Origin of the sequence: Crenobacter intestini (assembly GCF_004919095.1) — a bacterium.
GTDB lineage: Bacteria > Pseudomonadota > Gammaproteobacteria > Burkholderiales > Chromobacteriaceae > Craterilacuibacter > Craterilacuibacter intestini.
Map to the genome: position 1 here is coordinate 1 of NZ_STGJ01000022.1, position 18,931 is coordinate 18,931.

19 protein-coding genes and 8 tRNA genes are annotated in these 18,931 nt (G+C 67.9%); 6 read left to right on the forward strand and 21 right to left on the reverse strand.

Annotated elements, in window-relative coordinates:
- Positions 1-1,204, forward strand: a 1,204-nt coding sequence (locus E5K04_RS15010; protein ID WP_235844395.1) for a pseudouridine synthase, incomplete at its 5' end; no start/stop codon positions are given.
- Positions 1,205-1,264: 60 nt separating this feature from the next.
- A complete protein-coding gene (gene greB, locus E5K04_RS15015; RefSeq protein WP_168929249.1) occupies positions 1,265-1,822 on the forward strand; it encodes a transcription elongation factor GreB in 558 nt (185 codons plus the stop codon).
- A 1-nt stretch (position 1,823) separates the two neighbouring features.
- Here greB and E5K04_RS15020 read toward each other — a convergent pair whose 3' ends face one another.
- Entirely contained in the window at positions 1,824-2,264 is a 441-nt protein-coding gene (locus tag E5K04_RS15020) for a MarR family winged helix-turn-helix transcriptional regulator (protein WP_205700389.1), read from the reverse strand.
- Between the two features lie 76 nt (positions 2,265-2,340).
- Between E5K04_RS15020 and E5K04_RS15025 the strand changes: the two genes are divergently transcribed.
- Entirely contained in the window at positions 2,341-3,486 is a 1,146-nt protein-coding gene (locus E5K04_RS15025) for an aminotransferase-like domain-containing protein (protein ID WP_136555606.1), read from the forward strand.
- Between the two features lie 31 nt (positions 3,487-3,517).
- Here the strand turns inward: E5K04_RS15025 and E5K04_RS15030 are convergent, their stop codons facing one another.
- The 5 genes from E5K04_RS15030 to minC all read right to left on the reverse strand — a co-directional run bounded on the left by E5K04_RS15030 (position 3,518) and on the right by minC (position 8,431).
- A complete protein-coding gene (locus E5K04_RS15030; protein WP_136555608.1) occupies positions 3,518-5,536 on the reverse strand; it encodes an alkaline phosphatase D family protein in 2,019 nt (672 codons plus the stop codon).
- Positions 5,537-5,620: 84 nt separating this feature from the next.
- Complete coding sequence (locus E5K04_RS15035; protein ID WP_136555610.1) at positions 5,621-6,550, reverse strand: LysR substrate-binding domain-containing protein; 930 nt, start codon at positions 6,548-6,550, stop codon at positions 5,621-5,623.
- A gap of 62 nt (positions 6,551-6,612) precedes the next feature.
- Complete coding sequence (gene minE / locus E5K04_RS15040; RefSeq protein ID WP_136555612.1) at positions 6,613-6,873, reverse strand: cell division topological specificity factor MinE; 261 nt, start codon at positions 6,871-6,873, stop codon at positions 6,613-6,615.
- A gap of 2 nt (positions 6,874-6,875) precedes the next feature.
- Positions 6,876-7,688 carry a septum site-determining protein MinD gene (gene minD / locus E5K04_RS15045; protein WP_136555614.1) on the reverse strand — a complete coding sequence of 271 codons (813 nt, stop codon included), beginning with the start codon at positions 7,686-7,688 and terminating at the stop codon, positions 6,876-6,878.
- 29 nt (positions 7,689-7,717) lie between these two features.
- The gene (gene minC, locus E5K04_RS15050; RefSeq protein ID WP_136555615.1) at positions 7,718-8,431 is read right to left on the reverse strand and encodes a septum site-determining protein MinC; all 714 of its coding nucleotides are present in this window, start codon (positions 8,429-8,431) and stop codon (positions 7,718-7,720) included.
- Between the two features lie 288 nt (positions 8,432-8,719).
- On the opposite strand from minC, the gene E5K04_RS15055 reads away from it, so the two are divergent.
- On the forward strand, positions 8,720-9,289 hold the full coding sequence (locus E5K04_RS15055) for a phasin family protein (RefSeq protein WP_136555617.1): 570 nt from the start codon (positions 8,720-8,722) through the stop codon (positions 9,287-9,289).
- A 48-nt stretch (positions 9,290-9,337) separates the two neighbouring features.
- On the opposite strand, the gene E5K04_RS15060 is transcribed toward E5K04_RS15055, so the two are convergent.
- On the reverse strand, positions 9,338-9,967 hold the full coding sequence (locus E5K04_RS15060) for an aspartate-semialdehyde dehydrogenase (RefSeq protein WP_136555619.1): 630 nt from the start codon (positions 9,965-9,967) through the stop codon (positions 9,338-9,340).
- A gap of 128 nt (positions 9,968-10,095) precedes the next feature.
- Complete coding sequence (ppa, locus tag E5K04_RS15065; RefSeq protein WP_136555621.1) at positions 10,096-10,629, reverse strand: inorganic diphosphatase; 534 nt, start codon at positions 10,627-10,629, stop codon at positions 10,096-10,098.
- Between the two features lie 123 nt (positions 10,630-10,752).
- On the opposite strand from ppa, the gene coq7 reads away from it, so the two are divergent.
- The gene (gene coq7, locus E5K04_RS15070; protein WP_136555623.1) at positions 10,753-11,373 is read left to right on the forward strand and encodes a 2-polyprenyl-3-methyl-6-methoxy-1,4-benzoquinone monooxygenase; all 621 of its coding nucleotides are present in this window, start codon (positions 10,753-10,755) and stop codon (positions 11,371-11,373) included.
- A 72-nt stretch (positions 11,374-11,445) separates the two neighbouring features.
- Here coq7 and E5K04_RS15075 read toward each other — a convergent pair whose 3' ends face one another.
- The 9 genes from E5K04_RS15075 to E5K04_RS15115 all read right to left on the reverse strand — a co-directional run bounded on the left by E5K04_RS15075 (position 11,446) and on the right by E5K04_RS15115 (position 13,546).
- Positions 11,446-12,741, reverse strand: a complete 1,296-nt coding sequence (locus E5K04_RS15075; RefSeq protein ID WP_136555625.1) for an L-cysteine desulfidase family protein — start codon at positions 12,739-12,741, stop codon at positions 11,446-11,448.
- Between the two features lie 103 nt (positions 12,742-12,844).
- Positions 12,845-12,919: transfer RNA gene (locus E5K04_RS15080), tRNA-Glu, on the reverse strand.
- Positions 12,920-12,926: 7 nt separating this feature from the next.
- Positions 12,927-13,003, reverse strand: a tRNA-Arg gene (locus tag E5K04_RS15085).
- Between the two features lie 22 nt (positions 13,004-13,025).
- Positions 13,026-13,100: transfer RNA gene (locus E5K04_RS15090), tRNA-Glu, on the reverse strand.
- Positions 13,101-13,107: 7 nt separating this feature from the next.
- Positions 13,108-13,184 (reverse strand) — tRNA-Arg (locus E5K04_RS15095).
- 22 nt (positions 13,185-13,206) lie between these two features.
- Positions 13,207-13,281, reverse strand: a tRNA-Glu gene (locus tag E5K04_RS15100).
- A 7-nt stretch (positions 13,282-13,288) separates the two neighbouring features.
- Positions 13,289-13,365 (reverse strand) — tRNA-Arg (locus tag E5K04_RS15105).
- 22 nt (positions 13,366-13,387) lie between these two features.
- Positions 13,388-13,462, reverse strand: a tRNA-Glu gene (locus E5K04_RS15110).
- Positions 13,463-13,469: 7 nt separating this feature from the next.
- A tRNA-Arg gene (locus tag E5K04_RS15115) sits at positions 13,470-13,546 on the reverse strand.
- A 183-nt stretch (positions 13,547-13,729) separates the two neighbouring features.
- Between E5K04_RS15115 and E5K04_RS15120 the strand changes: the two genes are divergently transcribed.
- Entirely contained in the window at positions 13,730-15,112 is a 1,383-nt protein-coding gene (locus tag E5K04_RS15120; protein ID WP_136555627.1) for an exonuclease domain-containing protein, read from the forward strand.
- On the opposite strand, the gene E5K04_RS15125 is transcribed toward E5K04_RS15120, so the two are convergent.
- From E5K04_RS15125 to flhF, 4 genes are read right to left on the reverse strand one after another with little or no spacing between them, the layout of a single operon-like run.
- Positions 15,109-15,855: a flagellar motor protein gene (locus tag E5K04_RS15125; protein ID WP_136555628.1), complete on the reverse strand. Its 747-nt coding sequence runs from the start codon at positions 15,853-15,855 to the stop codon at positions 15,109-15,111. The two genes, E5K04_RS15120 and E5K04_RS15125, sit on opposite strands and share 4 nt — an antisense overlap.
- A 13-nt stretch (positions 15,856-15,868) precedes the next feature.
- Positions 15,869-16,615, reverse strand: coding sequence for an RNA polymerase sigma factor FliA (locus E5K04_RS15130; RefSeq protein WP_136555630.1), 747 nt, complete (start codon positions 16,613-16,615; stop codon positions 15,869-15,871).
- 1 nt (position 16,616) lies between these two features.
- Complete coding sequence (locus E5K04_RS15135) at positions 16,617-17,483, reverse strand: MinD/ParA family ATP-binding protein (RefSeq protein WP_136555632.1); 867 nt, start codon at positions 17,481-17,483, stop codon at positions 16,617-16,619.
- A gap of 5 nt (positions 17,484-17,488) precedes the next feature.
- Positions 17,489-18,931: a flagellar biosynthesis protein FlhF gene (gene flhF / locus E5K04_RS15140; protein WP_136555634.1), complete on the reverse strand. Its 1,443-nt coding sequence runs from the start codon at positions 18,929-18,931 to the stop codon at positions 17,489-17,491.

Sequence of the window (18,931 nt, forward strand, 5' to 3'; positions counted from 1 at the left end):
GAACAAGCCCTACGGCCGCAGCGAAGGCGGCCGTAGCGACAAGCCGCGTTTCGGCGAGAACAAGCCGTACGGCCGCAGCGAAGGCGGGCGTGACGACAACCGCCGCTTCGGCGAGAACAAGCCCTACGGCCGCAACGAAGGCGGGCGTGACGACAACCGCCGCTTCGGCGAGAACAAGCCGTATGGCCGCAGCGAAGGCGGGCGTGACGACAAGCCGCGCTTCGGCGAGAACAAGCCCTACGGCCGCAGCGAAGGCGGCCGTGGTGAGCAGCCGCGTTTTGGCGAGGGCAAGACCTATGCCAACCGCGACGAGCGCCGCCAGGGTGGCTCGCCCAAGGTCATCAAGGCCAAGAAGCTGCAGGTGCGCGCGCCCAGCAGCAAGATCCTCGACAAGTCGCAGCGCCTGCGCGAGACCCGTGTCGACCTCGACCAGCTCGAACCGGTCCGCCTGCAAAAGGCGCTGGCAGCGTCGGGCGCCGGCAGCCGCCGCGAAGTCGAGGAGCTGATCGAGGCCGGCCTGATCACCGTCAACGGCAAGGTCGCCGAACTGGGCGACCGCGTCGGCCCGCAGGACCGCGTGATGGTCAAAGGGCACCCGGTCAAGCTCAAGTGGGCCGACCGCCTGCCGCGCATCATAATGTACCACAAGCAGGAAGGTGAGATCGTCTCGCGCGCCGACCCGGAAGGCCGCGTCACCGTGTTCGACCGCCTGCCGCAGGCCAAGAGCAGCCGCTGGGTGGCGATCGGCCGTCTGGACATCAACACCTCGGGCCTGTTGCTGATGACCACCAGCGGCGAGCTGGCCAACCGCATGATGCACCCGAGCTTCGAGATGGAGCGCGAGTACTCGGTGCGCGTGCTGGGCGAGCTGACGCCGGAGATCATGAAGGAGATGGTCGCCGGGGTTCAGCTCGAGGACGGTCCGGCGCAGTTCCTGCGTGTCTACCAGAGCGGCGGCGTCGACGACGACAAGGCCAACAAGTGGGTCAACGTGGTGATCAAGGAAGGCCGTAACCGCGAAGTGCGCCGCATGTTCGAGCACTTCGGGCTGACCGTCAGCCGGCTGATCCGCATCCGCTTCGGCAATATCGGCCTGCCCGGCCGCCTCAAGCGCGGCCAGTTCTACGAACTGAACGAGGCCGAAGTGGCCGCCGTGATGAAGTGGGCGGGTCTAACTTCGACCGGCCAGGTCCGCCGCGGCTGAGCCTGAATCGCCATACGGCCCGCCGGCATCCGCCGGCGGGCTTTTTTACGGGAGCAGTGCATGAACAAGGCATTTACCCGCGAGCAGGATGACGAGCAGGAAGACGACCTGCCCGCCGAACAGCGGCTGCCGTCTTCCGGCAAGAACTACATCACGCCGCAGGGCTGGCAGCGGCTGAAGGACGAGCTCTACCAGCTGGTGAACCGCGAGCGCCCCGAGGTGGTGCAGGTGGTGAACTGGGCGGCCAGCAACGGCGACCGCTCGGAGAACGGCGACTACCTGTACGGCAAGCGCCGCCTGCGCGAGATCGACCGCCGCATCCGTTTCCTGACCCGGCGCCTGGAGGCGGCCGAGGTGGTCGACCCGGAACTGCGCGAGGCGACCGACCAGATCTTCTTCTCGGCGACCGTCGAGATCCTGCGCGGCGACGGCACCGAGCAGACGCTGTCCATCGTCGGCGTCGACGAGATCGACCTTGCCCGCGGGCGGATCAGCTGGATCTCGCCGATCGCGCGCACGCTGATCAAGGCCCGCGAGGGCGACACCGTGTATTTCCGGGGGCCGGACGGCGACGAGGAAATCGAGGTGCTCGCCGTGCGCTACGAGCGGCTAGCCTGAGTCAGTTTTCGCGCGCGCCGGCGAGCGCGCGGTTGAACGCCTGCCAGCGCCGGGCGTCGTCCTCGCCCATGCTGGCGGCGGCCACGCCCAGCAGGCGCTGCTGTTCGGTACACAGCGCGGCCTCCAGCGCGCGCCCGCTGTCGGTCAGCTGCAGCGACTTCACGCGCCGGTCGTGCATGGCCGGCGTCGCCTCGATTAGCCCGGCCTGGGTGAGCTGGCGCAGCGGCAGGTTGAGCGCCTGCTTGCTGACGCCGAGCAGGGCGAGCAGGGCGCCGACGCTTAAGCCTGGCTGGTAGGCGACGAAGAACAGGATGCGGTGGTGCACGCGGGCGAGTCCGCGTTCGGCGAGCATGCGGTCGGCGCCGGCGGTGAACGCCTGGTAGGCGTGGAAGAAGCCGGCCATCGCGGGGCGCAGCGCGGACAGCGGGTCGGGGTTTTCCATATTGACGTTGTCTTGCTTGCTCGGTAAATTGGTCAAAAATATTGACATTAATGACCGCAACCAGCAAGAGGCCCGCATGTTTTCCGAGCGCATCCAACGCCTGTCCGGTTCGCTGATCCGCGAGATCCTCGCCGCCGCCCAGCGCCCCGAAGTCATCTCCTTTGCCGGCGGCCTGCCGGCTTCGCAGTGCCTGCCCGAACTGGACCTGGGCAGCGTGCCGCAGTCGCTCGCGCAGTACGGCACCACCGAGGGCGAACCCGAACTGCGCGAGGCGATCGCGCGCGAGGCGAACAAGATGGGGATCGCGTGCAGTGCCGACCAGGTGCTGGTGCTCTCCGGCTCGCAGCAGGCGCTCGACCTGGCCGCCAAGCTGTTCGTCGACCCGGGCACGCCGGTGCTGACCGAGGGGCCGACCTACCTTGCCGCGCTGCAGGTGCTCAAGCTGTTTGGCGCCGAGATCCACGCGGTGCCGCAGCACGCCGACGGCTCGCTGGACGCCGGTGAGTTCGGCGCGGCGATCGACCGTGTACGCCCGGCGTTCAGCTACCTGATCCCCAGTTTCCAGAACCCGTCCGGCGCCTGCTACGACGAGGCCAACCGCAAGCGCCTGGCCGAGGTGCTCGATACCGCCGGCGTGCCGGTGTTCGAGGACGACCCCTACCGTGCGCTCTCCTACGACGGCGAAGCGCCGGCGCCGCTGGTGTCACACCTGAAGAAGGCGTCGTTCATCTACGCCGGCTCGTTCTCGAAGACGCTGGTGCCGGGCCTGCGAGAGGGCTACCTGATCGCGTCGCCCGACCTCTACCCCTACCTCGTCAAGCTCAAGCAGGCGGCCGACCTGCACACCAACCGCATCGGGCAGTGGTACGTCGCGCGCGCGCTGAACGACCCGGGCTACGCCGCGCATATCGACAAGCTGCGCGCGACCTACCGCGCCGGGCGCGACGTGATGCAGGACGCGCTGGCGCGCCATTTCTCCGACCTGGCCGACTGGCAGTTGCCCAGGGGCGGCCTCTTTTTCTGGCTGACGCTGAAGACGCCGCAAGACACCCGCAAGCTGTTGGCGCGGGCGCTTGAGCACAACGTCGCGTTCATGCCGGGCGAGCCGTTCTACCCCAAACCGGAAGACGGCATCGGCCACTTGCGCCTGAACTTCAGCCACACCGCGCCCGAGCGCATCGAAGAGGGCATCGCGCGGCTAGCCGCGCTGGTCCGCGGCTAGACAGCCGCGAACCTGCGCGGGTGCCTCGGCTTTAGCCGCCGACGTCCACCTCGCTACTGCCGGCGCGCACGGTCACCGTCTTGCGGCTGGCGGTGGCCGGTTGCGCCGGGGCGACCCCGCCCGAGAGCGGCTTGACCTTGCGGAACTCGCAGCTGAGTCTGGTCGCGTCTAGGGTGACCAGCGCGTAGCCTTGCGCGTCGGTGTCCGCGTGGCGCAGCCAGGGGTTGAACTGCCTGAGCGTGCCGTTGAAGGTGTTGAGCGTCTGCCCGTTGCTGTCGGTCTGGTAGATCAGCGGCTTGAGCGCTGCGAACTGCGGGTCTTCATCGACGACCGCCTTGAAGTAGCTCAACAGCGAATTGCTGGACACGCCGGCGGTGACCAGGTCGACCATCACCGGCGCCGGGTTCGCCGCGTCGTAGTCGGCCATGACCGGCCCCGCGAAGAAGGCGTGGATGTCGCCGGTCAGCGCGACCACGTTGCCGATGTTGTTCGCCTGCAAATGGGCGAGCAGTGCCTTGCGCTCGGCGTTGTAGCCATCCCACTGGTCGGCATTGAGCAGGAAGGTCTGCAGGAACGCCTGGTACGGCGTGACGCCTGCCTGCAGCCCCTGGAGCAGCAGGGTGCGGGTGCTGGCGTCTCCGATACCGAACCCTTGCAGGGTCAGGTCAACGCTGCCCAGTACCAGTGCTCCGCTTGGACCGGCCTTCTTCAGGTCGGCGTAGAGTGCCTCTCGCAGCGCAGTCAGCGCGGCCTGGCTCTTGAGCGCGTCGGGCACCTGTGGGTTGGCGGCGAAGGCCTGCAAGGCGAGGCCGGTCACCACGGCGACGCCATCGACCTGCATCCTCAGCAGCGACACTTCGTTGCCCCACAGCTTCCAGGTGGTGTCCGCCGCCTTCATCCTGTCCTGCCACCACGCGCGCTGGGTGTTGCCGAGCACGGAGACCGGTGTCAGTTCGTGCGCGCCGGCTTGGCGAGCCGCCGCCATCTTTTGTGCCTCGGCACTGGCGAGCGCCGTCTGCGGCACGAAATAGCGCGAGCCGACTTCGCCCTTGGCGGCCGCCTCGGGGATCACGTGGTCGGCGCGGTACAGGCGCTGGTCGGTCATCACCAGGCTTGCCAGCTTGCCGAAGCGGAAGTCGCGGTAGATGCGGATATTGTCGAAGGCGGGGTTGGCCGCGTCGAAGTTGACGTCGGCCGGCATGTATTCGAACCAGGCCTGGTTCGCGTTGCGCCGTCTTTGCGTCTGGCGGCGGCCCTCGTCGGCCAGGGCGTAGGTCTGGCTGTCCTGCCAGCAGTCGTCGGAGAACTCGTGGTCGTCCCACACCGCGATCATCGGGCAGCGCGCGTGCAGGGCCTGGATGCGCGGGTCCGAGCGGTAGGTCTGGTATAGGGTGCGGTAGTCGGCAAGCGTGGTCGCGTAGCGGGCGCCGTCCTCGCGCTGCGTACCGTCCGGCAGCGTGATCTTGCCGTGCGCGGCTTCGACCTTGCCCGTCTGGAAGCCGGCGCCGACCGTCTCGTAGATGTAGTCGCCCAGATGGACGATGAAGTCGAGGTCTTCCTTGGCCAGTTCTTCGAAGGCGGCCCAGTGGTTGACGCTCCAGTCCTGGCAGGACAGGAAGGCAAACTTGAGCTGGGCGGGGGAGGCGTCTGCCGCCGGCGCGGTGCGGGTCCGCCCAGTCGGGCTTAAGTACTTGCCCGCGACGAAGCGGTAGAAGTAGGTGGTGGCCGGCGCGAGGCCCTGCACCTTGTGGCGAACGGTGTAGTCCCACTGCGGCTGCGCGTCGATGGGCGTGGAAACCAGCAGTTTGGAGAAGTCCTCGCGGTCGGAGAACTGCAAAGTCAGTTTCGCCGGCTGCCCGTCGCGCCGGCTGGCGCGCGTCCACAGCATCACGCTGTCCGGCCGCGGGTCGCCCGAGGCGACGCCCTGCGCAAAATCGACCGGCTGGCCGTCATCCGCCGTGCCGCCGCCCCCCAGACAGCCGCCCAGCATCATGGAGGCGGTCGACACGCCGACAAAGCCGCCCAGCCTCAGAAAACCCCTGCGATCCATGTTCTATCCTCGTGGTGATTGTTGTTTTCACCCGATTAGCATAGAACATTCATGTTAAGTGAATTTTACCAGCGCCGTACCGCGCTAGGGGCTGGCCTCCAGCATGGTCACGCCGGGCAGGCCGCAGCGGAACACCGCCTGCTGCAGGACGGCGATCGCCTTCTTGCGGAAGAACTGGCGCCGTGCGACCAGCAGCACGCGGCGGGTCGGCGCGGGCGGCGTGAAGGGGACGATGGAGAGCAGGCCCTCGTCGGCGGGCGACACCGAGGTGGCCGGCAACACGGTGACGCCCATGCCGCTGGCGACCATATGGCGGATCGTGTTGAGCGAGCTGCCCTGCAGCATGCCGGCAAGGCCGTTGCCCTGAGACTGGCGGGCGGCCAGTTCGCTGCAGCTTTGCAGCACCTGGTCGCGGAAGCAGTTGCCCTGGGTGAGCAAGAGCACGCTCTCGTGCGACAGCGCATCCGCGTCGATGCTGTCGCGCTTCTCCCACGGGTGGCCCTTGGGGGTGGCGACCACGAAGGGTTCGTCGTACAGCGGCCACGCCTGCGTGCCGGGCTCGTCGAACGGGTCGGCGACGATGATGGCGTCGACCTCGCCGCGCTTGAGCATCTCGGACAGGCGCGCGGTGTAGTTTTCTTCGAGGATCAGCGGCATGTCGGGCGCGAGGATGCGCAGCGCCGGGATCAGCCTGGGCAACAGGTAGGGGCTGATCGTGAAGATGACCCCCAGCCGCAGCGGGCCGGACAGCTCGTTCTGGTGTTCGCCGGCCAGGTGCTTGATGGTGTCGACTTCCTCGAGCACGCGGCGCGCCTGGTCGACGATGCGCTCGCCGATCTCGGTGACGGCGACCTCGGGGCCGCCGCGTTCGAACAGGGTGACGGAGAGCTCGTCCTCGAGTTTCTTGATCGCGATCGACAGCGTGGGCTGGCTGACGAAGCAGGACTGGGCGGCTCGGCCGAAATGGCGCTCGCGCGCGACGGCCACGATATAGCGAAGTTCGGTCAGCGTCATGATGCGTAGCCGGCCCGTGACGGGCCGGAAGGTCGGCTGCCGGCCGGGGCCGGCGCCTGAGGCTAGCGGTTCTGCTCGGGCAGCACGATGTTCACTTCGAGAACCTCGAAGTTGTCCTGGCGCTCGAGCTGGACCTTGATGTCGTCCTGGTTGACGGCGACGTATTTCGAGATGACTTCCATCAGCTCGCGCTGCAGCGCGGGCAGGTAGTCGGGCGTGCCGTTACGGCCACCGCGCTCGTGGGCGAGGATGATCTGCAGGCGTTCGCGGGCGATGGACGCCGACTTCTGGCGCTTGCCGAAAATCATATCGATCAGGGACATGTTCAGCTCCCGAACAGGCGTTTGAGCAGGCTGACCTTGGGAGCCTCCAGGAAACGCATCGGTTTGTCTTCGCCGAGGAAGCGGGCGACGATGTCCTCGTACGCCTCGGCCGCGTCGGACCCCTTCATGTGGATCGCCGGCGTGCCGGAGTTGGACGCCTGCAGGATCGCCTGCGATTCCGGGACCACGCCGATCAGCTTGACGCGCAGGATCTCCTTGACGTCGTCGACCGACAGCATCTCGCCCTTGTCGACGCGGGCCGGCGAGTAGCGGGTGATCAGGAGGTGCTCCTTGACCGGCTCCTTGCCCTCGATCGCGCGGCGCGACTTGGACGACAGGATGCCGAGGATGCGGTCGGAGTCGCGCACCGAAGAGACTTCCGGGTTGGTGACGATCAGCGCCTCGTCGGCGAAGTAGAGCGCCATCAGCGCGCCGCGCTCGATGCCGGCCGGCGAGTCGCACACGATGTACTCGAAGCCCATGCCGTCCAGTTCGCCCAGCACGCGCTCGACGCCGTCTTCGGACAGCGCGTCCTTGTCGCGGGTCTGCGACGCCGGCAGCACGTACAGGTTGTCGCAGTGCTTGTCCTTGATCAGCGCCTGGTTCAGCGTCGCCTCGTTGTTGACGACGTTGATCAGGTCGTACACGACCCGACGCTCGCAGCCCATGATCAGGTCGAGGTTGCGCAGGCCGACGTCGAAGTCGATCACGGCGGTCTTGTGGCCGCGCAAGGCGAGGCCGGAAGCGAAACTGGCGCTGGTGGTGGTCTTGCCGACACCGCCTTTGCCCGAGGTCACCACGATAATCTTTGCCACGTTCGTATTCCCTGTGAGGAGGTTCGTGGTCAGCCGCCCAGCGCGGCGATGACCAGCTTGTCGTTTTCGAGATAAACCTGCGCGCGCTGCCCCTGGATTGCCGAGGGCAACGACTGTTCGATGGTGCGGTAGACACCGGCGATCGAAACGAGCTCCGCCTCCATCGCCTGCACGAAGATGCGTGCGTCCTGGTTGCCGCGTGCACCGGCCAGCGCGCGGCCGCGCAGCGGCGCGTAGACGTGGATGTTGCCGTCGGCGATCACCTCGGCGCCGGCGCTGACCATCGCCAGCACGACAAGGTCGGTGCCCTTGGCGTAGATCTGCTGGCCCGCGCGCACCGGCTTGTCGATCACCATGCCGACGCTGGGCGCCGCGGGTGCGGCCGGCGGCGCCTGCTCGGCGACCGGCGCCGGCGCGGTGGCGCGCGTCGTGGTGCCGGTGCCGGTAAAGCCGAGCCCGTGCGCGCGCGCAAGTTCGCCGTACGCGCCGTTGTCGTGGCGCAGCGCGACCACGCGCACGCCGCGCGCTCGGCTCTTGGCGAGCAGGGCGGCAAGGTCGAGTGCCGCGGGGTCGGGCAGGCCGTTCAGGTCGAGGACGAAGGCCTCGTCGCCGTCGGCGAAACGGTTGCCGAAGCGTTCGCCCAGCGCGCGTTCGAAGGCGCCAAGATCGCTGTTGTGCAGCATCAGCGCCAGCAGGTCGAGGCTGGCCGATTTGATTTCAAAAGGGGACGCCGCAGGGTTCATTCGGAGGGCCGCCGTATAGCGTAATTCAATTGGCCGAGTGTAATTGTTTGCCGGGTGCCTTTCAATGTAGAAAGGGCCAGCACTGCCGCATCTGGTACTGTTGCCAATAGTCGACTGTGGCGTAAATGCCGCGCAGCACGATGAATCTTTATGCTTATACATTAACGGGTTGACGCTTCGGAAACGGCTCACTAACATTTGGTTTGTGCGATGCAGCAAAGAAGCGTTGGCTGCCGACACGCCCACATATCCGTACGTATCGCGCAGTTTTCGACAAAGGAGTCTCCGATGTTCACCCAACAGCAAGATTTTGCCGCACTCGGCCAGGCCAACTTCGACAAGGCGCTGCGCCTGTCGTCCATCGTGCTGGCCGGCGCCGAGCGCATGACCAACCTGCAGCTGGAGCTGTCGCGCAAGCTGCTCGCCGACAACGCGCAGGCCGTGAAGTCCCTGTCCGAGATCAAGGACCCGAAGGCGCTGGCCGAATTCCAGGCTGCCCAGGCGCAACCGTCGATCGACCAGGGTCTGGCCGCCGCGCGCAGCCTGTACGATGCCTGCGTCGAAACCCAGAACGAACTGGTCTCCTTCTTTGAAGAGCAGGTGGCCGAGTCGAACAAGACGGTGATGGCGTCGCTGGACAAGTTTGGCAAGAACGCGCCGGCCGGCTCCGACGTGGCGGTCAACGCGCTGAAGACCCTGCTGTCGACCACCAACGCCGCGATCGACAACGTCTCCAAGACCGCGAAGAAGATGGGTACCGAGTTTGCCGAGGCGAGCGTGAACGCCGCGACCAGCGCCGCCAAGAACACCGGCGCCGCCGTCGGCCGCGCGGCCAAGAAGGCTGCGCCGGCTGCCTGATCGCAAGCTTGCCGGTCATGAAAAAGGCGCCCCGCGGGGCGCCTTTTCTCATGGGGCGGGCTGTTCGAGCAGGCGCTGCCAGGCGCAGCGCAGCGCGAGCACATGGCTGAGCCACAGCGCCAGCGCCTGCGCGAAATGCGGGTGGCCGGCCGCGGGGAAGGCGGGCGCGTAGACGGCCGGCGCCGGGTGGCAGGCGAGGTAGCGGCCGGCCAGCTCGTCCAGCCGTGTCAGCAGTTGCTGCTGGCGGCGCAGCCATTCGTCGGCGTCGGGTAGCGCCCCGTGCAGCAAGCCCAGGTGTTGCGCGTAGCGCAGCGCCTCCACGCACTGCCAGCTGAAGGTCGCGCTGCCGGCCGGGCCGCAGTCAAGCCAGGCACCGGGCAGCGGCGCGAGCGCGTCGGCGACGGCGCAGGCCTCGTCCGCTGCACCGCCGGCGTAGACGGCAAAGCCCAGCCGTTCGCCGGCTGGCAGCCAGTGTGCGGCGAGGTCTGCGTAGCGGCCGCCGTGAAAGGCGGCGAGCGCCTGCGCAGCTTGTGGCGTTGGCGCGGACAGGTCGATGCGCCAGCGCCCGCAGACGAGTGCGTCGGGGCCGTCGCGGCGCGTCAGCGCGTGACCTGCCGCCGCCAGTCTGGTGCAGACTGCCGTCAGGGTGCTGCTGTTGCCGTATGCCTCGATATCCACCTGGGTTCCGTCGCCTGCTTGCCTGTCGTCTGCCGATTGTTTCACGGGCGGTGCGCGGCTGCACTAGGGGAAAGCCGCGCGCAAAAGAAAAGGCCGCCTCGGGGCGGCCTTGCTGCCGGGCTGCGGGATCAGCCCTGTTGCTTGTGGCGCTCGATGCCGTCGACCAGCTCGGCCTTGGCGTCTTCCAGCGTGCCCCAGCCCTGCACCTTGACCCACTTGCCCTTTTCCAGGTCCTTGTAGTGTTCGAAGAAGTGCACCATCTGGTTGCGCAGCAGCTCAGGCAGGTCTTCCAGCTTCTGGATCGCGCTGTACATGGTGCACAGCTTCTCGACCGGCACGGCGACCAGCTTGGCGTCGATGCCCGACTCGTCTTCCATCTTGATCATGCCCAGCGCGCGGCAACGCACGACAACGCCCGGCGGCAGCGGGAACGGGGTGACCACCAGCACGTCCACCGGGTCTCCGTCCAGCGACAGGGTCTGCGGCACGAAGCCGTAGTTGGCCGGGTAGAACATCGAGGTGCCCATGAAGCGGTCGACGAAGATCGCGCCGGAGTCCTTGTCCAGTTCGTACTTGATCGGCGCGCCGTTGGCCGAGATCTCGATCACGACGTTGAAGTCGTTCGGCATGTCCTTGCCGGCGGAAATCGCATTGATGTTCATTGTGTGGTCCTTTTTATGGGTCAGGCACGGGTAAAAATCAGGTGAGCGATTATAGCGCAGCCTCTGGCGCAGGGTAGCTCAGGGTATAATCATGTCGTTACGATAATGCAACAGGGTTTCAGGATGCTCGACAAGCTGATCATCGAGTTCGACAAGGGCCTGCGCACGCTGGCCGCACCGGCCATCAGCGGCCGGCCGCACCCGGACGCGCATATCGAGGAGAGCGAGATGGGCGACGCCGAGCGTCGCCACGCGCTCGGCCTGATGCGAGTCAACCACTGCGGCGAGGTGTGCGCGCAGGCGCTCTACCAGGGGCAGGCGCTGACCGCCAGGAGCGATGCGGCGCGCGAGGCGCTGAAGGGCGCGGCGCAGGAAGAGGTCGAGCACCTGGCGTGGACGGAAGCGCGCATCCGTGAGCTTGGCGGGCGGCCCAGCGTATTCAACCCCTTGTGGTACGCCGGCTCGCTGGCGATCGGCGTCGGGGCGGGGCTGCTGGGCGACAAGTGGAACCTCGGCTTCCTGGAGGAGACCGAGCACCAGGTCGGCGCGCACCTGGACAGCCACCTGACGAGCCTGCCGGCGCAGGATGCCAGGAGCCGGGCGATCGTCGGGCAGATGCGCGACGACGAATTGAAGCACGCCGACATGGCGCACGAACTGGGCGCCGCGCGCCTGCCGCTGCCGGTGCGCGCGCTGATGAAGCTCTCGTCCAGGGTGATGACGGGCGCCAGCTACCGCGCCTGACCCGGGCGCTTTCGATATGAAAAAGGCCGGCCCCGCGCAAGCGGGCCGGCCTTTAGTTTGCCTGGCGGCGGCTTAGCGGCGGCTCTTCTCGACCATGATCTCGATGATCTGGCGGTCGGTCTCGCGCATCGAGCCGCGCGCGAGCGCGCACAGGTTGGCGATCGACTCGTCGACGTCGTGGGCGACGATGCCCTCGTGGCCGGTCACCCGGCTGTCGTCCAGCGCCATCAGCACCGCCTTGTAGGCGGACGACGCCGAGGTCGACACCTTCATCGCGCAGCTGTTGGACGCGCCGTCGCAGATCATGCCGGCGACGTCGCCGATCATACTGCACACGGCCATGCCGACCTGCTCGAAACGGCCGCCGAGCAGCCATGCCATGCCGGCGGCGGCGCCCATCGACGCGGTGGTCACCGCGCACAGCGCGGAGAGCGGCGGCAACTTGTCGTGGATGTAGATCGCTGTCAGGTGGGAGAGCATCAGCGCGCGCGCGAGTTTCTCGTCGTCGGCGCCGACATGCTCGGCGACCACCATCACCGGCAGTGTCGCCGCGATGCCCTGGTTGCCCGAGCCGGAGTTGCTCATCGCCGGTAGCGTGGCGCCGCCCATGCGCGCGTCGGACGCCGCGCTGGTACGCATCAGGATCTCGGTGAGCAGGCCGCGCGAGAGCAGACCCTGCGCGATCTGGCGCTGGATGGTCGCGCCGATGTGCAGGCCGTAGTCGCCGCTCATCCCCTCGACCGACAGCGCACCGTTCAGCCGCGCCGCCTCGAGGATGAACGAGAGCTGTTCGGCAGGTGCGCCGGTTGCGAACTGGTACACCGCGAGCATGTCGGCGTTGTCGAGGGTGTACGGTGCGCTCGCCTCTCGGGTGTTTTCGTTTACCGCGAACAGCACTTCGCCGTTCTTCTCGATGCGCACGACGCGGGTGTGCGCGTCGGCGATAGCGACGGTCACCAGCTCGTCCCCCGCGTGCAGCGTCGCCTCGCTGTAGAGTACGTTCGGCACGTCGGCGATGCCGACGCTCACCCGCCCCGCGTCCAGCAGTGCGCGCGCGGCGGCGACGTCGGCGGGCTTCAGGTTCTTCAGCACCTCGAGGCCGGCGTCGGCGTCGCCGGCGATCGCACCGGCCGCCGCGGCAACCGGCAGGCCCTGCATGCCGGTGCCCGGCACGGTGACGCCCATGCCGTTCTTCATCAGGTTGGCCGAGACGCGGCCTTCGATGCGCTCGGGTACGCGGCCCAGTTCGCGGCGGGCGATCGCCGAGGCGAGTGCCAGCGAGATCGGCTCGGTGCAGCCGAGCGCGGGAATGACTTCGTGACGGACGGCCTTGATAAATTCAGGCCACAGCGGGGAGGGCGTGGTCATCTGGATACGGTATACGGAGAGGATGCGCGATGGTGCTACAAGCCCGTGCGCGGGTAAAGGGGCTGAAAACAGAAAAGCCACTTCGCATGAAGTGGCTGTGTTCTGGCGTCCCCACGGGGAATCGAACCCCGGCCGCCGCCGTGAAAGGGCAGTGTTCTAACCGCTAAACTATAGGGACTTCAAACTGGTGCACCCGGAGCGATTCGAACGCCCGACCCTCTGGTTCGTAGCCAGATACTCTATCCAACTGAGCTACGGGTGCAAAACTTCTACTACTTGTATCCTGGCGTCCCCACGGGGAATCGAACCCCGGCCGCCGCCGTGAAAGGGCAGTGTTCTAACCGCTAAACTATAGGGACTTCAAACTGGTGCACCCGGAGCGATTCGAACGCCCGACCCTCTGGTTCGTAGCCAGATACTCTATCCAACTGAGCTACGGGTGCAAAACTTCTACTACTTGTATCCTGGCGTCCCCACGGGGAATCGAACCCCGGCCGCCGCCGTGAAAGGGCAGTGTTCTAACCGCTAAACTATAGGGACTTCAAACTGGTGCACCCGGAGCGATTCGAACGCCCGACCCTCTGGTTCGTAGCCAGATACTCTATCCAACTGAGCTACGGGTGCAAAACTTTTACTACTTGTATCCTGGCGTCCCCACGGGGAATCGAACCCCGGCCGCCGCCGTGAAAGGGCAGTGTTCTAACCGCTAAACTATAGGGACTTCAAACTGGTGCACCCGGAGCGATTCGAACGCCCGACCCTTTGGTTCGTAGCCAAATACTCTATCCAACTGAGCTACGGGTGCGGTTTTTGCTGCTTTTCCCTTCAGGCTTGCTGCCCGTCGAGAGCTGCGAACTATACGCATGCCGGTTTGGGTCGTCAAGCCCCCTTCCTGCGATTTTTTGCTTTTCGTTATAGAATGCCTGCGTTTGTTGCGCGGGCACCTGCCGGTGGCCGCGCTTTTTTCATCTGATTTGGGCTGTCATCCATGCTGTCAGGACAAGCGCTGGCCATCGTCGACCTGGAGACGACCGGCGGACACCTCGTGCACGACAGGATCACCGAGGTCGGCGTCGTTCTGGTCGACGGTGACCGTGTCGAACGCTACCAGACGCTGGTCAACCCGGGGCGGGCGATCCCGCCGGCGATCGCAGAATTGACCGGCATCCGCGACGAGATGGTCGCCGATGCGCCGCCTTTCGAGGCGATCGCGCAAGAAATCAAGCGGATGCTCGCCGGGCGCTTGCTCATCGCCCACAACGCGCGTTTCGACTACTGCGTGCTGAAGAACGCGCTGCGCCGTGCGGGGCTGCCGCTGCGCGCGGACACCCTGTGTACAGTCCAGCTCTCGCGCAAGCTCTACCCCGAACACTACAAGCACAACCTCGACGCGATCGTCGCGCGCCACGGCATCGAGATGGCCGAGCGCCACCGCGCGCTGGCCGACGCCGAGGCGGTATACCGTTTCCTGTGCTCGGCGCACGCCGAGCACGGCGACGCCTTCGACGAAGTGTCGCGTGCGCTGATCGCCGAGCCCGGCGCGCCCGCGGGCCTGGCCGAAGCCACCGCCGACGCGCTGCCCGACCTGCCCGGGGTGTACCTGCTGATGTCTAGCGGGGGCGAGCCGCTCTACCTTGCCCGCACCGACAACCTGCGCCGGCGCGTCTTCGCGCATTTCGAGCAGGCGGGCAGCACCCGCGCTCAGCCGCGCATCAGCGAGAAGCTGGGCGAGGTCCGCTTCGAGGAGAGCATCGGCGAATTCGGCGCGCAGCTGCTGGAAAAGCTGTGGCTCGCACGCTACCGGCCGCGCTACAACCCGGCCTCCCGCCTCGAAGAAACGCCGTGCACGCTCGCGCTCGACACGGAAGGTGAGGACGGCCGGTGGCGGGTGCGGGTCGTGCCCTGTGCCGGCAGCTTGCCGGACAACACCTTCGGCGTGTTCCGCGGCGCGCGCGAGGCGCAGCACGCCTTGGCCCAGCTGGTCGCCAAGGAGCGGCTGTGCCCGACCCTGCTGCTGCCGGCCAGGGGCGCGCGTGCGCCAGACAAGGGCTGCGGCAAGCGGCGCCACCGGCCGTGCCTTGGCGCCTGCGTCGGCGAGGAGGGCATGGCCGCGCACAACGCGCGCCTGAAGGCGGCGCTCACCGGCGTCGGGGTCGAGCGCTGGCCCTACGCCGGGCGGGTGTCGCTCGTCGAGCGGCATCCGATCAGCGGCGAGCAGCGCGTGCACGTGTTCGAGCGCTGGTGCTATCTGGGCAGCCATGCGGGGGACGGGCGCCTGGCGGGCGGCGCCGACTTCGAGATGGGCGTGTACCGGCTGCTGCGCAGCACTTTGCGCAAGCTGCCGGACGGGGTGACGCTGCAGGAAGGCTAGTGGATCGCGAGGAAGCCGCGCAGGCGGGCCTCGACGATGCGCGGGTTCTCGCCGCCGGCGATCGCGCTGACGCCCTCGATCACCAGTTCCTTGAGGGCGACCTCGGCGGCGATCAGGTGCTTGAGCTTGCCGGCGACCGGCAGGAAGAACAGGTTGGCCGAGCCGACGCCGTAGATGGTCGCGACAAACGCGACCGCGATGCCCGAGCCGAGCTTGCTCGGGTCGGACAGGTTCTCCATCACGTGGATCAGGCCGAGCACCGCGCCCAGAATGCCGAGGGTCGGCGCGTAGCCGCCGGCCGACTCCCAGATGCGCGCGCATTGGCGCCGGGCGTGCTCGGCCATGTCGACCTCGACTTCGAGCACCGAGCGCAGCGTTTCAGGCGGCGCGCCGTCGATCAGCATCTGCAGCGCCTTGCGCGCGAACGGGTCGTGCTGCTGCGCGACGAAGGGCTCGAGCGCGAGCAGGCCGCCCTTGCGCGCGTGCTGGCTCCAGCGCACCACCTCGCCGATCATCTTCTCGTGGCCGAATTCGGGCGGGTTGAACACCCATTTGAGCAGGCGCAGCCCGCCGACGAACTGGCGCGGCGTGCTTTGCAGCATCACCGCGCTGGCGGTGCCGCCGATCACGATCAGGAAGGCGGTCAGCTGCAACAGCGAGGCCAGGTGCCCGCCCTCCAGCGCCTGCCCGGCCAGGATGGCGGTCAGGCCGCCGATGATCGCGATGATGCTCAGTTTGTCCACGTTGTTCCCTTGTCTACAGCCAGCTGCGCAGGCGGCTTCGCAGGCGGCCGACCGCCTGCGAGTGCAGCTGGCTGACGCGCGACTCGGATACGCCGAGCACCGCGCCGATTTCCTTGAGGTTGAGTTCCTGCTCGTAGTAGAGGCTCATCATCAGCGCCTCGCGTTCCGGCAACTCGCCGATCGCGTGCACCAGCGCCTGCCGGAAGCGCGTGTCGGCGAGCGTCGTGTGCGGGTCGGGCGTGCGCTGGTCGGGCACCGCCGCGACCGCGCTCTCGAGCGACTCGCCTTCCTGGTCGTGGAAGTCCTCGAAGTAGACGAGCCGCACGCCCCTGCAGTCGGTCAGCATCGCCTGGTAGTCGGCGAGGCTGACGCCCAGCTCGTCGGCGATCTCGGCCTCGGTCGGCTCGCGGGAAAGTTCGCGCGTCGCGCGGCCGATCGCGTCCTCGATCAGGCGCGAGTTGCGGCGCAGCTGGCGCGGCATCCAGTCGATGCGGCGCAACTCGTCGAGCATCGCGCCCTTGACGCGGGTGCCGGCAAAAGTCTCGAATTGCGCGCCCTGCGTCGGGTCGTATTGCTGTGCCGCTTCGATCAGGCCGATCATGCCGACCTGGATCAGGTCGTCGATCTCGACCGACGCGGGCAGCCGTGCCGCCAGCATGCCGGCGATGCGGCGCACCAGGTGCGCGTACTGCGTGACGTCCGGCTTGTCTTCGCAGGCTGCCTGCGCGTACGCGCGGTGAATGTTCGAAACCGACACCATCTTATCGTTCCGTCGGGACGGCGAGTGCCTTGCCCGTCTCGTGCAATTGTTCCAGATAACTTGTCCGCGTATGTCCGCTGTCCGGCGCGTGCCACAAGGGCAGCATCGCCGCGAGCTGGGCGAAGGCCAGCGCCGCCTCGCTGCCAGGGAAGGCCTCGACCACCGGCCGGCGCAGCGCCTCGCTCTTGCGTACCGCGGCGTCTTCCGGCACGAAGCCGACCCAGCGCATCGACACCCCGAGGTAGTCGCCGGCGACCGACGAGAGCCGGCCGAACGCCGCGTGCGCCTCGTCCTGGCCGTGCACGCGGTTGACCAGCACGTTGAAGCGGCGCCGGCCAAAGTCGGTCGCCAGCCGTTTCATGCACGCGTAGCCGCGCATGATCGCTTCCGGCTGCGGGGTGATCACCAGCACCAGGTTGTCGGCGATCAACAGTGGCACCGGGTCGAGCGCTGGGTCCGGCGCGTCGATCAGCGTGACGCCGCAGTCCTTTTCCAGTGCCGAGAATTCGCTGCCCAGCCGCTGCCAGATCCTTTCGGACAGACGCGAGCGCTCGTCGGGCGACGCGGCGAGGTTGACCAGCGTCACGTCGTGGCGCGAGGCGACCATCAGGTCGGTCAGCCCGCCACGGCTCACGCGCAGGCCGCCCAGCGTCGCCGACGCCGGCACGCCGGCCAGCCGCGACAGGGTCTGCCCGTTCTGGTGGTCGAGCAGCAGCGGACGCTGTCCGGCGAGCGCGGCGGCTGCAGCCAGGCCCGCACACAGCGAGGAGACGCCGCTGCGGCGGGCGCCGGTCAGTGCGAACATCGGCGGCAGCGCGCCCGTGTGGGGGCGGGCGAGCTGGCGCAGGCTGGCGGCCTGGTCGGTCATCCGCGTTACCCCTGGCCGTAGCTCGCGCCTGCGATCGCGGCCTCTTCGGCGGTCGGCCGGAACGGGGTGGACACGCTGGCGGCGGCGAGCGCGCGGTCGATCAGCACGTCGGCGCTCGCCACGTGCAGGTCTTCCGGCACGCGCTGGCCGTTGGTCACGTACTGCAGGGTCAGCCGGTTGCGGATGATCACGTCGAGGCCGGCACCCAGCTGCACCGACTCGTCCATCTTGGAGAGCACGCAGCCGGCAAGATCATTGCTCTTGAAGTGGCGCACCACGTCTTCCAGCGTGCGCCCGTCGGCGTTGGCCGCCAGCAGCAGCAGGCGATGCACCGGCCGGTTGCTGGTGGCGAACATGCGGGTCTGCGCGAGCACGCGCTGGTCGCGCTGGCTCATGCCGACGGTGTCGATCAGCACCACGCGGCGGTCGGCGAGGTCGGCCAGTGTCAGCTGCAGGTCGCCCTCGTTCTGTACCGAGAACACCGGCACGCCGAGGATCTTGCCGTAGATGCGCAGCTGGTCCTGCGCGCCGATCCGGTAGCTGTCGGTGGTGATCAGCGCGACCTGCTGCGCGCCGTAGCGCAGCGTCGCGCGCGCGGCGAGCTTGGCGACGGTGGTGGTCTTGCCCACCCCGGTCGGGCCGACCAGCGCGAAGATGCCGCCCTTGGCGACTAGGTCGTCGGCCGGGTTCATGCACTTGAGGTTGTGCCTGAGCGCGGACGCCGCCCACTTGAGCGCCGTCTCGCTGTCGTAGTGTGCCGGCAGTTTCTGCGTGAGCTGGCGGATCAGCGCCGGGCTGAACCCCGCGCCCAGCAGGGTGCGGAAGAGTTCGGCGCGGTTGGGTGTCTGCCCTTCCATTTCCGCCCACGCGAAGGTCGCCAGCTGGTTTTGCAGCAGGTGCTTGAGCGCGCGGATCTCCTCGCCGATATGGCGGATGTCCTCGGCGACCGCGCCGTCGACCTCGACGCTCACCGGCGCGTGCGGCGCGGCGGCCGCCTGCGGTGCGGGCGTGGGGGGCGGCGCAGGTGCCGGTGCGGCTTCGGGCGCGGCGGCGAACGCAGGCTCGGGGCGCGCCAGCGGCGCAAACACTGCCGGCGTGGCCGGGGCGGCCGCAGCGGGCATCACGCGGGGGAGGGGGGCAGTTGCCGGCGGCTCCTGCAGCGGCTCGACCGGCATCGCGTAGCTGCGCGCCAGCGCGCGCGCGGTCGCGCCGCCTGCACCCGGCGGGGTGCTCGGCGCGGTCGGCACGTTGCGCGGGCGGTGGCGGCTGGAGGTGGGGGCGAGCGTATCGGACAGCGCGGCCACGTCGGCGTCGGCGACGGCCATGATCTCCACCCCGCCGCCCGCGGTCGGGCGGTTGGACAGGATCAGCGCGTCGGCGCCCAGTTCCTCGCGGACCTGGCGCAGCGCGTCGCGCGTGCTTTTGCCGTAAAACTTTCTCACCACCAT